The following is a 12700-nucleotide window of genomic DNA, read 5'->3' on the forward strand; positions in this document are numbered from 1 at the left end:
GGGGCCCCACCCTCGAGCGCCGGAGGCGCTCCAAAATTACAGCCCCACCCTTCGCGAACGGGTTGTTCCAAACTCACCTGTTCACGAAGGGGGCACACCCCAACTCACCTTCGCGAAGAAGCCGCTCCAACATTCCAGCCCCGGCCTCTTCGGAGGGCCCGCCGAAATTATAGGCTGGTCGGCATGACAGTCGCCCGCTCTGCCGAGTCCGTGAACGCGGTGATCAAGGCCTACGATATCCGCGGTGTGGTCGGGGAACAGCTCGATGCCGATTTCGTTCGTGATACCGGCTCGGCTTTCGCCCGGCTCATGCGGGCCGAGGACGCGCGGCGCGTCGTGATCGGGCACGATATGCGCACCTCTTCCCCCGGGCTGGTGGCCGCTTTCGCCGAGGGTGTGCTCGCGCAGGGGCTGGATGTGGTGCATATCGGGCTGGCTTCCACGGATCAGCTGTATTTCGCTTCCGGGGAGCTCGATTGCCCGGGGGCCATGTTCACCGCCAGTCACAATCCCGCCCGCTACAACGGCATCAAACTGTGCCGGCCGCGGGCGTTGCCGGTGGGGCAGGACACCGGTCTGGCCGTGATCGCCGAGGAGGTGACTCGCGGGGTGCCCGGTTACGACGGCGCGCCCGGCACGGCCACGGAAACCGATCTCCTGGCCGATTACGCCGCGTTCCTGCGCGGGCTGGTCGATCTGGACGGGCTGCGGTCGCTGACCGTCGCGGTCGATGCCGGAAACGGGATGGGCGGCCACACCGTACCCGCGGTTCTGGGCGCGCTACCGCAGGTGAAGATCGTGCCGCTGTTCTTCGAACTGGACGGCTCGTTTCCCAACCACGAGGCCAACCCGCTGGACCCGAAGAATCTGGTCGATCTACAGGCCCTGGTGCGGGAATCGGGCGCCGATATCGGCCTGGCCTTCGACGGCGACGCCGATCGCTGCTTCGTGGTCGACGAACGCGGTGAAGCGGTGTCCCCGTCGGCGATCACCGCTCTGGTGGCCGAGCGGGAGCTCGCCAAGGAGTCCGGTGCGACGATCATCCACAACCTGATCACTTCGCGGGCGGTGCCCGAACTGGTGACCGAACTAGGCGGCAACCCGGTGCGGTCCCGGGTGGGGCACTCCTTCATCAAGCAGCTCATGGCCAAAACCGGCGCGGTATTCGGCGGGGAACACTCCGCGCACTACTACTTCCGTGACTTCTTCGGCGCCGATTCCGGCATGCTGGCGGCCTTGCATGTGCTGGCGGCGCTCGGTGAGGACAAACGGCCGGTGTCGGAGCTGATGGCGTCCTACACCCGCTACGCGGCGTCGGGCGAGATCAACTCGACCGTCGCCGACGCCGCCGAACGCACCGGTGCGGTGCTCGACGCCTTCGCGGGGCGGGCGATCTCGGTCGACCGGCTCGACGGCGTGACGGTGCAGTTGCCCGATAACGCCTGGTTCAACCTGCGGGCCTCCAATACCGAACCGCTACTGCGGCTCAACGTCGAAGCGCGGTCGCCGGAGGAAGTAGACGCACTCGTGACCGAGATCCTGCGCATCGTCCGCGCCTGACTGGAATAGTGGAAATACACACCGTGGATTCGCCCGTTCCAGGCCCGGCGTCCACGACCCGGGCAGATGCGGCCGAGACCGCTGACAGCGCGATGAGGGGAGGTGCCACGCCCGATGATCGCTGACACCCCGGTATTCGATCTGGACGATGCCGCAATGCTCGAGGCCGCCGATACCGGCGGCGCCCTTCGCTCCGCCGCATCCGGCGGCGCCCAGGTGCGAGCCGTCGCCGCGACCGTGGCAGAGGACGCGCTCGCCCGTTTGCACGGTCTGCGACCACGCAGCCTGCTGCTGATCTCGGGCCCCGGCCGGGCGGCCCGGGCCGCCGCGCTGCTGGTCGCCGCGCTGGGCGATCGCGCCGGGCTGCCCCTGGTCCCGGTGTCCTCGGTGCCCTCGTGGGCCGGCCCGCTGGATGTGGTGCTGGTCGCGGGCGACGACGCCGGCGATCCCCGGCTGATAGATGCCGTGGACCGGGCGCAGCGGCGCGGCGCCGAGGTCGTGGTGGCCGCACCCGACGAGGGTCCGCTGCGGGCGGCGGCGGCCGGGCGCGCCATGCTGCTGGAACCCCGGGTTCCGGTGCTGGACGACAACCGGCTGCTGCGCTACCTGGCGGTCGGTATCGCGGTCCTGCGGGCACTGGATCCCGCCCGCGGCGCGGTATCGCTGCCGGACCTGGCGGAACTGGCCGATCTGCTCGATACCGAGGCCTTGCGCGACGGCCCGCTGCACGAGGTGTTCCACAATCCGGCCAAGAATCTTGCCGCCCGGACCCAGCAGCGCGGGCTGATCCTCACCGGTGACACCCCCGCCACCACCGAACTGGCGGTGCATGCCGCTGAAGTCCTGCTGCAGTCGGCGGGCCGCGCGGCCACGGCCGTGGAACATGCCGTGGCGGTGGCGGCGCTACCGCGGATCTCGGCGGCGGCCGAGGTCGCCGCACCCGATTACGATCCGCTGTTCCACGACGAACAGCTCGACGGGCCGCCGCCGGTCGAGAAACACCGGGTCTTCCTGTGCAGCACCGATTCCGATCCCGTCGCGGCCCGGCGCAAACTCGCCGTGTTCACCGGGGCGACCGTGGACGCCGATCTGGTGACCGCGGACCTCGAGACGATCCCGGCCGATCCGTCGCGTGCCGAGCCCGGCGCACCGGCGGCCCCGCCGGTGGGCGGAGAGCTCGAACGACTCGCCGTGCTGGCGTTGCGCTGGGAGATGGCAGCCGCGTATCTGCGGATCATCGGTGGCCGCGCGGTCACCGCGCATGATCCCGGCGGCTACGACGGGGGACGCTACTAGTGCACGAACTAGTGGGTGCGTTGCGCTCGTATGCCTGGGGCTCGCGCACCGCGCTCGCCGAACTCTGCGGCCGTCCGGTCCCTTCGGCGCATCCGGAGGCCGAACTCTGGTTCGGGGCGCATCCGGCCGATCCGGCCTATATCCGCACCTCGGACGGCACCCGGTCATTACTCGAGGTGGTGTCCGACGATCCGATCGCGGAGCTGGGTCCGGCGGCGCGACGTTTCGACGACCGGCTGCCGTTCCTGCTGAAGATCCTGGCCGCCGAGGAGCCGCTCTCACTGCAGGCCCATCCCAGCGCGGAACAGGCGCGGGCCGGTTTCGCCCGGGAGAACCGCAATCGGGTGCCGTTCGATTCGCCGATGCGCAACTACCGCGACGACAGCCATAAACCGGAGCTGGTGGTGGCGCTGGAGCGGTTCGAGGCGCTCGCGGGGTTCCGCGATCCGCTGCGCACGGTGGAACTGTTCCGGGTGCTGGAGGTCGCCGAACTCGGCCAGTACGCCGACCTGCTGGCCGCGCAACCCGATTCCGATGGGCTGCGAACTCTGTTCACCAGCTGGATCACGCTCCCGCCGACCGTGCTGGACACCCTGCTCCCGGCCGTACTGGACGGCTGTGTGCGCTACCTCTCGAATTCGGAGAAGGAATTCGCCGCCGAGGCGCGCACCACGCTGGAACTGGCCGAGGCCTATCCCGGGGACGCCGGGGTGCTGGCGGCGCTGCTGCTGAACCGGATCACCCTGCAACCCGGGCAGGGCCTGTATCTCGACGCCGGTAACCTGCACGCCTACCTGCGCGGGGTCGGGGTGGAGATCATGGCGAACTCGGACAATGTGCTGCGGGGCGGGTTGACGCCGAAACATGTCGATGTCCCGGAATTGCTGAAGGTCCTCGATTTCGAACCGATCGATCTGCCGCTGGTGCTGCCGCAGCCCGCGGGCGACGGTTCGGTGCGCTATCCGACTCCCGCGCCGGAGTTCTCTTTGCGCCGTTTCGATCTCACCGCCGGATCGGCGCTGGTCCCGCTCACCGATGCCGGGCCGGGAATCGTCCTGTGCACGGCCGGGTCGGCGCGGCTGCTCCGGGGCGAGCACCGGGTCGAACTCACGCGCGGTACCGCGGCCTGGATCTCGGCCGCCGACACCGATATCCGTGCCCAGGCCGCCGACGGCCCGGCCAGCCTGTTCTGCGCCTGCGTCGGATCCTGGTGACCGGGCGGGAATCCCTCCGGCGAGACCGGATACCGCGGCCCGGCCGGTCGCCGAGGTGGCGGTGACGCCGGGCCTGGACATCGCTGGGATCACCGCCGGTATCGACGCGGCCCGGGTGCGGGCCACGGTGCCCGATGCCCGGGCCAGCTATCCGGAGCCCGACCTGTACCGCGAGACCTCGGCGCAGGTCTAGCGGCCGCCGAGCGGGGCGGCCAGTTCGTACGGATCGTCCTCGCGGCCGAATACCGTGCGCAATACGTGCCCGGCCGCGTGCAAACCGGCCATCCCGTGCACCCCGCCGCCCGGCGGGGTGGCCGAGGAGCACAGGTAGAGGCCCGGTACGCCGGTGGCGTACGGATTCCCGCGCGGCACGGGCCGGAACACCGTCTGGCGCAGGGTCATCGCGCCGGTTCCGATATCGCCGCCCACGTAGTTGGCGTTGTAGGCGGACAGCTGCGCCGCCGTCCGGACGTGCTGCGCCAGGATCAGGTCCCGGAATCCCGGGGCGAAACGTTCGATCTGGCCGATCACCTGCTCGCTGATATCACGGGCCGACCCGTGCGGTGTGTGGGCGTAGGCGTAGAGGGTGTGCCGCCCCTCGGGCGCCCGGCCCGGGTCGACGACACCGGGCTGTATCACCAGCGTGTACGGCGTCTCGGTATGCACCCCGGACGCGACGGCGTATTCGGCGGACAGTGCCTCGGCCCGGGTGCCGACCAGGTGCAGCGTGCCCGCCGCGGCGCAGTCCGGCGCCTGCCACGGAACCGGCCCGGAGAGCGCGAAATCGACCTTGCAGGAGCCCGGGCCGTACCGGAAACGCTCGAGTCCGCGACGGTAGCGGCCGGGCAGCCGGTCGCCGGCGATGCGGACCAGTTCGGCCGGGGAGGTGTCGCAGAGTATCGCGCGCGCGGTACCGAACTCCGCGACCGAATCCACGGTGTGCCCGGTGATCATCCGGCCGCCGCGCCGGATGAGTTCGGCGCCCAGCGCGTCCACGATCGCCTGGCTGCCGCCCCGCGGTACCGGCCAGCCGCCGGCATGCGCCAGGGTGGCCAGCAACAGCCCCGCCCCGGCCGCGGCCGGGGATCGCGGCGGCGCGACGACATGCGTGGCCACCCCGGTGAACAGCGCGGGGGCCACCGGGCCGGCGAATCGGACGTTCCACAGCGGTGAGGCCTGCTCCAGCAACCGCAGGCCGAACCGGACGGTCGCCGGAGTCGGCGGCAGATGCCGCATATCCGACATGGCGGTCCGCACCACCTCCGGCCACTCGCGGACCAGCGGCCCGAACAGCCCGCGCCAGGCGCGGCCGTCGGCACCGAGCCCGTCCACGGTCCGATCCAGATCGCGCCAGGCGACTCCGGCCGTCCCGCCGTCGAGCGGGTGCGCGTAGGAGGCCGCGGGCGTCAGCAGCTCCACGCCGTGCGCGGCCAGATCGAAGGCCCGGAAGAACGGGGACGCGAAGGCCATCGGATGGGCTCCGGAGCAGATATCGTGCCGGAACCCGGGCAGCGTCACTTCCGCGGTGCGGCAGCCGCCGCCCGGAGTCGGCGCCGCCTCGTGGACCTCCACCTCGAGACCGGCGCCGGCGAGGATCACCGCGGCCGCCAGACCGTTGGGTCCGGACCCGACCACCACGACGTCAGCCATACACCCGATTCTGCCGCAGCGCCGAAGAACGCCGCGGCGTCATCCGGTGGGCTGGTGGCTGCGTACGCGCGGCCCGGTGTGGGCGGGGATGTGCTGGTAGCCGTGCAGGGTGAACTGCTGACGCCGCGCCGGTGGCTCGGTCAGCCGCAGTTCGGGGAAGGCGTCGAACAGCGCGCGCAGCGCGTACATCCCCTCCATCCGGGCCAGGCCCGCGCCCAGGCAGACATGGATTCCGCTGCTGAACGCCAGGTGACTCTTCGCGTTCGCGCGGGTGATATCGAAGCGGGCCGGATCGGTGAACACCGCGGGATCACGGTTGGCGCCGGCCAGCGACAGCACCACCGTCGAGCCCCGGCGCAACCGGTGACCGGCGATCTCCAGATCCTCGCGGGCGGTCCGGGCCGTGGTCTGCACCGTGGGGTCGAAGCGCAGGATCTCCTCCACCGCGTTGGACCACAGGTCCGGTTCTTCCCGCAACCGGGCGAGCTGGTCGGGATGGCGCAGCAGCAGCACGATACCCTTGCCGATCAGGTTGACCGTGGTTTCGAAACCGGCTCCCATCAGCAGCGTCGCCGATGCGCACAGTTCGTGGGTGGACAACTCGCCGGCCGTCACCAGGCTGCTGAGGATATCGTCGCCCGGTTCGGCCCGCAGCCGCTCGATATGGTCGAGCAGGTACCGGTTCACCCGTTCGGAGGCGTCCATCGCGCGCTGGTGGGTCCGCCAGGAGATCCCGAGATCCAGCAGCGGGCTGATGTCATCGCCCCAGCGCAGGAACATCTCACGATCGGAATCGGGGAAACCGAGCATTTCCGAGATGATCGCGATGGGCACCTGTGAGGCGTACCGGGTGACCAGATCGGTGGGCCCGTCGTCGGGCAGCGCGTCGAGCAGTTCGTCGGTCACCGTGGTGATCCGGTCCCGCAGCCGGGCGATCGCGCGCGGAGTGAAGGCCGTGGTGACGGGCTTACGCAGCCGGGTGTGCTCCGGCTGATCCATCACCAGCATCGACGGCGGATCGACCGGATTGGCCGGGATGCTGTTGTGGTTCAGCGCGCGCAGTACGATCCGCGGCGTGGGCAGCACGGTGGGCATACCGACCCCGAAACGGTTGTCCCGCAGTATTTCCCGGACCAGGTCGTAGTCGAAGGTGCTCCACACCGGAGGGGTCCGCCGCAACCCGCCCGAACCGCGCAGCTCCTCGATCACCGCGTACGGATTCTCGATCCCCTCCGCACTGCCGTTCAGACGCGCGAAGGCGTCACCACTGCGCAGCCTGGCCTTCTTGAAGGCCCGGACCACCCCGTGGTTGTTGACCCATCGATACACGTACTGCGGTTTCATGCTGCCCCTCCGTCGTCGCACCGTCGCGTCCGGGATGAACGCTACGGACACCACCGGGATTGCGGAACCTGCCGTAGTCGGAATTCGCGCCCTACCGTAGTAGGAGGGGCAGGGGTCACAGAGCGCGGGTCACCCGTTCGCTGTCCACACGCCGATCCCACAGGGCCGGATCGGGATTGGCCACCTGCACCAGCGAGGCCCCGGCCACCAGTACGGCGACGAAACGATCGATCAGTTCGTCGGCGGTGTCCCAGGTGCCCGACGACAGCACCCGGTCGGTTTCCGAGAGCCCCTGCCGGGCCGCGGATTTGCGCGCCACCAGCAGCACCTCCGCCACCGGCAGGCCGTCGAGGGCGGCGCCGGCACCGCCGGGCAGGAACTGATCGCCGTGCACGCGGACCGCGGTCGCGTAATCGGTGACCCCGATCGGGAGATCACGTACCGGCCCGCCCATCGGGTCCAGCGAGAGCGCGGCCACCTCGGCGGCGTCCTCGGTCTCGTCCAGCCGGTCCGCCGCCGCGAACACCAGTTCCGCGTCGGGGTCCGGGCCCAGCACCACTTCCGTGCCCGCCCACCAGCAGCCCAGCAGCACGGCGGCGGTCTGCCAGTGCGCGGGCAGCAGCACCGCGACCCGGGCGCCCGGGGTGAGCCCGAATTCGTCGCGGACCAGGTTGGCGGTTTTGGCCGCCCAGTTGGCCAGCGTGAGGCCGGATAGTTCGATCCGCGCGCCCAGGGCGTCGTCGTACCAGGTGACGCGGGGCGCGGCCGGTTCGCGCTCCAGGATCGGCTCGAGCAGTGCCTCGGGAAGGGTCGTGGCCTGGTCTATGTCACGCATCGTCTGCTTTCGCGTTCAATTCACACAGGTGGGTCCGTCTTCGGCCGCCGCGATGGGCGGTGCGGGCGGTACCGGGGTCGCCGATGTCGACGATTCGCCGAAATCGATCACGTCCTCGCTACCGGATCCGGGGCCAGCGTAGTCGCTCGCCAGCACCACGCTCACCGTCCCCGCGACGACCGACCGATCCGCCACCACGGGCAACCCGCCGAGCGCGGCGGCGACCGCTTTCGCCGCCGGATCCGACGCGGACCGGGCGCGGACCTGACTCTGCGATACCGGCCCATCCGCATAGTTACCCACCGCGCCCTCGAGGTAACCGAGGGCGGTCAGTTCCTGGGACACCGTGTAGGCCAGGCCCGAGATCGTGCTGGAGTTGTACACCGCGACCTCCACCAGCCCCGGCGTGACCGGTGGCGCCGCCGACGTACTCGGCTGCGACGCGGATCCACTGGGCTCCTCCCCGACCAGCGCCGCCACATAGTCCTGCACCTCGCCGGTTTCGACCCGGACCACCGATTCCCCGTTGGACGTGGTGCCGTTGAGATCGGCGACCGGAATGGTCTCGAAGGTGACCTCCCCCGCGGTGAGTTCCTGCAACTGGTTCAGGAAGCCCAGCAGATCCCAGCCCTCGTCGAGGACCACGGTGCGGCCGACGGCCTCGCTGAGCTCGCGCAGGCGGCTCGGATTGCTCAGGGTGTCGGCACTGACGATTTGATGCACCAGCTGGGCCATGAACACCTGCTGGCGCACGATCCGGTCCAGATCGCCGCGCTCGAGGTTATGGCGTTGCCGGACGAAACTCAGCGCCTGCGGGCCGTCCAGTTTCTGGCGGCCGGCCGGGAAATAGGCACCGGAGAGCGGTTCGTCCACCTGATGCCGCAGGCAGACGTCCACCCCGCCCACCGCGTCGGTGAGCAGTACGAACCCGAGCAGGCTGACCTCGGCGTAGTGGTCCACGGTGATACCGGTGAGCCCCGCGACCGATTCGATCAGCGCCTGGCGCCCCCGCTGGGTGGACTGTTCGTCGGCCACCTCCTCGGATTCCCCGTCGGCGAGCAGTTCGTCGGCGACGGTCTGTTTGGTGTTCCCGTACGCGGAGTTGATCTTGCCCTTGCCCAGGCCCGGGATATCGACATAGGCGTCCCGGGGAATCGAGATGGCAGTCGCCGAACGCCCGTCGTTGGGCACTCGGACCAGCACGATCGTATCGGTGTTGGTACCGATCTCGTCGCCCGCGTGCAGCATGGCCCGTTCGGCGTCGCTGAGCGGATCACCCTTGGCGTCGGTCCGCGAATCCACGCCCACGAGCAGGATGTCCACCGCGCCGTCCTTGTGCCCGCCCAGCCCGAGATCGCTGATCCGTTCGATATTCGAGACCAGCGAATCCACACCGCGCCAGGCGAACCCGGTACCCACCAGCACAATCAGAGCAACCGATGCGACGATGATCCGCACCGGACTCCACAACGTCGGCTCCCCACGCTGCGCCACCTGTCTACTTCCTCTCCCCATCCGGATCGGTCGAGGACCCCGACCCGTGTCGCGTATGCCGTCGAAACACCTTCCGCACCACGCAGGCTAACCAACGGCAGCCCGGGTGCCCCCGATTCGGCCGCCGACGGCGTGCCAGACTGGGCCCGTGAACGCCGCAGTACCGCCCGGAACCGATCTCAGCGCCCGTCTTCTCGTCACCGGGGCCGGCGGGCAACTCGGCCGCGAACTGCTGCGACTGGTTCCGCGGGCCCGGGCCGGTACCCGTTCCGGGCTGGACATCACCGACCCGGTCGCCGTGGAATCGGCGGTCCGGCCGGGCGATATCGTTCTCAATTGTGCCGCCTACACCGCGGTCGATCGAGCGGAATCCGATACCGCGGCCGCGTTCGCGGTCAACGCGACCGGGCCCGAGATCCTGGCCCGCGCCTGCGCCCGGGCCGGAGCCCGCCTCATCCACATCTCCACCGACTACGTGTTCCCCGGCACCGGCACCGTCCCCTACGAGACCACCGACCCCACCGGGCCGTCGACGGTCTACGGTCGCTCCAAACTCGCCGGTGAACAGGCGGTACTCCAGCACTGTCCGCGGGGACAGATAGTCCGCACGGCCTGGGTGTACTCCGGCGCCGACAGCGACTTCGTGGCCACCATGCGACGCCTGGAACGTGAACGCGACACCGTGAACGTGGTGAACGACCAGATCGGTTCCCCCACCTACGCCGCCGACCTCGCCGCGGCACTGCTCGAACTGGCCGCCCGTCCCGTCGGTCCCGCGGTGCTGCACGCCACCAACTCCGGCCGGGCCAGCTGGTTCGATCTGGCCCGTGCGGTATTCGCCGGAATCGGGGCCGATCCCGGCCGGGTCCGGCCCTGCGCTTCCACGGAATTCCCGCGCCCCGCGCCCCGGCCCGGCTACTCGGTGCTGTCCGGTACGGCCTGGCGCGACGCCGGGCTGACCCCGTTGCGCCCATGGGAATCCGCGCTGACCGAGGCACTCGCCCGGGTGGCCCATTAGGGTGGGGCGCTGTGAGCGCTTCCGATACCCCGGATCAACCGCATGACCGCCCTCGTCTGGCAGTGGTGACGGTCACCTATTCGCCGGGCGAACATCTCGAGCATTTCATCAGTACCCTGGCCACCGCGACCGCCGAGAAGCCGCAGGTCATCCTGGCCGACAACGGGTCCACCGACGGTGTCCCGGAACTGGCGGCACAGGCCAACGCCCATGTGAGCTTCCTACCGACCGGGGGCAATATCGGCTACGGCGGCGCCATCAACCGGGCCGTGGCCGAACTCGACCCCGATCTCGAATACGTACTGATCGCCAACCCCGATATCCGCTGGGGTAACGACTCCATCGACATCATGCTCGCGGCCGCCGCCCGCTGGCCGCGAGCAGGCGCCATCGGCCCCCTGGTCCGGGAACCGGACGGCAGCGTCTACCCGTCGGCCCGGTCGGTGCCCGGCCTGCTCGACGGTGCCGGGCACGCGATCCTGGGCGCGGTGTGGAAGTCCAATCCGTGGACCCGCCGCTACCGGCAGGAGAACGAGGAGATCTCCGAACGCACGGTCGGCTGGTTGTCCGGTTCGTGCCTGCTGGTGCGCCGTGCCGCCTTCGATTCGATCGAAGGTTTCGATTCGCGCTACTTCATGTACATGGAAGACGTCGACTTCGGCGACCGGATGGGCCGGGCCGGCTGGCACAACGTCTTCATCCCGGACGCCGAGGTCACCCACGCCAAGGGCCACGCCGCCGGGCGCAACCCCGAGAAGATGCTGCCCGCCCACCACGCCAGCGCCTACCGATTCCAGGCCGACCGGCATCCGCACTGGTGGCAGGCGCCGCTGCGGCTCGCCCTGAAGGCCGGACTTGCGGTGCGCTGCCGGATTGCGGTTCGATCCGCTCTGCGAGCACGGGAGCGGGAACTCGCCGGTCGGCACTGACCGGTACCGTGCCGGGTCGACGGTCGGATGGGAACAAGGGAGCTCCATGGCATCACATGCAGGCGCGGACGCGGTGATTCTGGTCGGCGGGAAGGGCACCCGGCTGCGGCCGCTGACCCTGTCGGCGCCCAAGCCGATGTTGCCGACGGCCGGAGTCCCGTTCCTGACCCATCTGCTGGCCCGCATCGCCGCCGCCGGTATCGAGCATGTGGTCCTCGGCACCTCCTACAAAGCGGAGGTGTTCGAGGACCATTTCGGTGACGGCGCCGAATTCGGCCTGTCCATCGACTACGTCACCGAAACCGAGCCCCTGGGCACCGGCGGCGGTATCCGCAACGTGCTGCCCAAGCTCACCGCCGACAACGTCATGGTCTTCAACGGCGATGTCCTCGGCGGGACCGATCTGCGCGCGATCCTGGAAACCCACGAGACCACCGAGGCCGACGTCACCCTGCACCTGGTGCGGGTCAGCGACCCACGAGCCTTCGGCTGCGTACCCACCGACACCGACGGCCGGGTCACGGCGTTCCTGGAGAAGACCCAGGACCCGCCCACCGACCAGATCAACGCCGGTTGTTACGTCTTCCGCCGCGAATACATCGAGAAGATCCCGGCCGGGCGGGCGGTCTCGGTGGAACGCGAGGTGTTCCCCACCCTGCTCACCGAGGGTGCCCGGCTCCAAGGCCATGTCGACGCCTCCTACTGGCGGGATATGGGCACCCCCGAGGACTTCGTCCGCGGATCGGCCGATCTGGTCCGCGGTATCGCCCCCTCCCCCGTCCTGCCCGGACAGCGTGGTGAATCGCTGGTCCACGAAGGCGCCGGCATCGCCCCCGGCGCGCTGCTCATCGGCGGCACCGTGGTCGGACGCGGCGCGGAAGTCGGCGCGGGCGCCCGGCTGGACGGGGCGATCCTGTTCGACGGCGCGAAGGTGGAAGCGGGCGCCACCGTCGAACGCTCCATCATCGGCTTCGGCGCCCGGATCGGGCCCCGCGCGCTGGTTCGCGACGGCGTCATCGGCGACGGGGCCAGCGTCGGCGCGCGGTGCGAACTGCTCCGCGGCGCCCGGGTCTGGCCGGGCGTGGAGATCCCGGACGGGGGGATCCGGTTTTCTACAGACGTTTGATTCGGAGGGGCCCGTCGCGGAGGTGGGTTCGGGGGGGAGCCCTTTCGGGGAGGTGGGTTCGGGGGGAGCTCCTTCGCGGAGGTGGGTTCGGGGGGAGCTCCTTCGCGGAGGCGAGTTCGGGGTAACCCCCATCGCGGAGGCGAGTTCGGGGTAACCCCCTCCGCGAAGGGTGGGGCTGTAATTTTGGAGCGCCTCCGGCGCTCGAGGGTGGGGCCCCTGGTAGCCCGGTTCTTC

General features: G+C 70.0%; 11 protein-coding genes. 7 read left to right on the plus strand and 4 right to left on the minus strand.

What is annotated here, in order from left to right:
* The first annotated feature begins 183 nt into the window (after positions 1 to 183).
* From ACWDU1_RS19535 to ACWDU1_RS19550, 4 genes are all read left to right on the plus strand, one after another.
* Positions 184 to 1560 carry a phosphomannomutase/phosphoglucomutase gene (locus ACWDU1_RS19535; RefSeq protein ID WP_450000301.1) on the plus strand — a complete coding sequence of 459 codons (1377 nt, stop codon included), beginning with the start codon at positions 184 to 186 and terminating at the stop codon, positions 1558 to 1560.
* A 114-nt stretch (positions 1561 to 1674) separates the two neighbouring features.
* Positions 1675 to 2856, plus strand: coding sequence for a tobH protein (locus ACWDU1_RS19540; protein WP_450000302.1), 1182 nt, complete (start codon positions 1675 to 1677; stop codon positions 2854 to 2856).
* On the plus strand, positions 2856 to 4070 hold the full coding sequence (manA, locus tag ACWDU1_RS19545) for a mannose-6-phosphate isomerase, class I (protein WP_450000304.1): 1215 nt from the start codon (positions 2856 to 2858) through the stop codon (positions 4068 to 4070). The genes ACWDU1_RS19540 and manA overlap by 1 nt, the downstream gene beginning before the upstream one ends.
* A 55-nt stretch (positions 4071 to 4125) precedes the next feature.
* On the plus strand, positions 4126 to 4263 hold the full coding sequence (locus ACWDU1_RS19550) for a hypothetical protein (protein ID WP_450000306.1): 138 nt from the start codon (positions 4126 to 4128) through the stop codon (positions 4261 to 4263).
* Here the strand turns inward: ACWDU1_RS19550 and ACWDU1_RS19555 are convergent.
* The 4 genes from ACWDU1_RS19555 to ACWDU1_RS19570 all read right to left on the minus strand — a co-directional run bounded on the left by ACWDU1_RS19555 (position 4260) and on the right by ACWDU1_RS19570 (position 9414).
* Positions 4260 to 5720: a phytoene desaturase family protein gene (locus ACWDU1_RS19555; RefSeq protein ID WP_450000308.1), complete on the minus strand. Its 1461-nt coding sequence runs from the start codon at positions 5718 to 5720 to the stop codon at positions 4260 to 4262. The genes ACWDU1_RS19550 and ACWDU1_RS19555 overlap by 4 nt on opposite strands.
* 39 nt (positions 5721 to 5759) lie before the next feature.
* A complete protein-coding gene (locus tag ACWDU1_RS19560; RefSeq protein ID WP_450000310.1) occupies positions 5760 to 7064 on the minus strand; it encodes a cytochrome P450 in 1305 nt (434 codons plus the stop codon).
* A gap of 115 nt (positions 7065 to 7179) precedes the next feature.
* Positions 7180 to 7899 (minus strand): TIGR03089 family protein, encoded by a 720-nt coding sequence (locus ACWDU1_RS19565; protein ID WP_450000312.1) that lies wholly within the window; start codon positions 7897 to 7899, stop codon positions 7180 to 7182.
* Between the two features lie 15 nt (positions 7900 to 7914).
* Positions 7915 to 9414 (minus strand): LCP family protein, encoded by a 1500-nt coding sequence (locus ACWDU1_RS19570; protein WP_450000314.1) that lies wholly within the window; start codon positions 9412 to 9414, stop codon positions 7915 to 7917.
* A gap of 127 nt (positions 9415 to 9541) precedes the next feature.
* Between ACWDU1_RS19570 and rfbD the strand changes: the two genes are divergently transcribed.
* Genes rfbD through ACWDU1_RS19585 form a run of 3 tightly spaced genes read left to right on the plus strand, consistent with a single transcriptional unit; the run spans position 9542 to position 12466 of the window.
* Entirely contained in the window at positions 9542 to 10411 is an 870-nt protein-coding gene (gene rfbD, locus ACWDU1_RS19575) for a dTDP-4-dehydrorhamnose reductase (protein WP_450000316.1), read from the plus strand.
* 11 nt (positions 10412 to 10422) lie between these two features.
* Entirely contained in the window at positions 10423 to 11340 is a 918-nt protein-coding gene (locus tag ACWDU1_RS19580; protein ID WP_450000318.1) for a glycosyltransferase family 2 protein, read from the plus strand.
* Between the two features lie 46 nt (positions 11341 to 11386).
* Positions 11387 to 12466, plus strand: a complete 1080-nt coding sequence (locus tag ACWDU1_RS19585; protein WP_450000320.1) for a sugar phosphate nucleotidyltransferase — start codon at positions 11387 to 11389, stop codon at positions 12464 to 12466.
* The last annotated feature ends 234 nt before the right edge of the window (positions 12467 to 12700 follow it).

Source organism: Nocardia sp. NPDC003345, from assembly GCF_053589395.1.

Coding starts and splice junctions, on each gene's coding strand:
- ACWDU1_RS19585 (WP_450000320.1), top strand. CDS start 11,387: ATGGCATCACATGCAGGCGCGGACGCGGTGATTCTGGTCGGCGGGAAG.
- ACWDU1_RS19535 (WP_450000301.1), top strand. CDS start 184: ATGACAGTCGCCCGCTCTGCCGAGTCCGTGAACGCGGTGATCAAGGCC.
- ACWDU1_RS19555 (WP_450000308.1), bottom strand. CDS start 5,720: ATGGCTGACGTCGTGGTGGTCGGGTCCGGACCCAACGGTCTGGCGGCC.
- ACWDU1_RS19565 (WP_450000312.1), bottom strand. CDS start 7,899: ATGCGTGACATAGACCAGGCCACGACCCTTCCCGAGGCACTGCTCGAG.
- ACWDU1_RS19570 (WP_450000314.1), bottom strand. CDS start 9,414: ATGGGGAGAGGAAGTAGACAGGTGGCGCAGCGTGGGGAGCCGACGTTG.
- ACWDU1_RS19540 (WP_450000302.1), top strand. CDS start 1,675: ATGATCGCTGACACCCCGGTATTCGATCTGGACGATGCCGCAATGCTC.
- ACWDU1_RS19560 (WP_450000310.1), bottom strand. CDS start 7,064: ATGAAACCGCAGTACGTGTATCGATGGGTCAACAACCACGGGGTGGTC.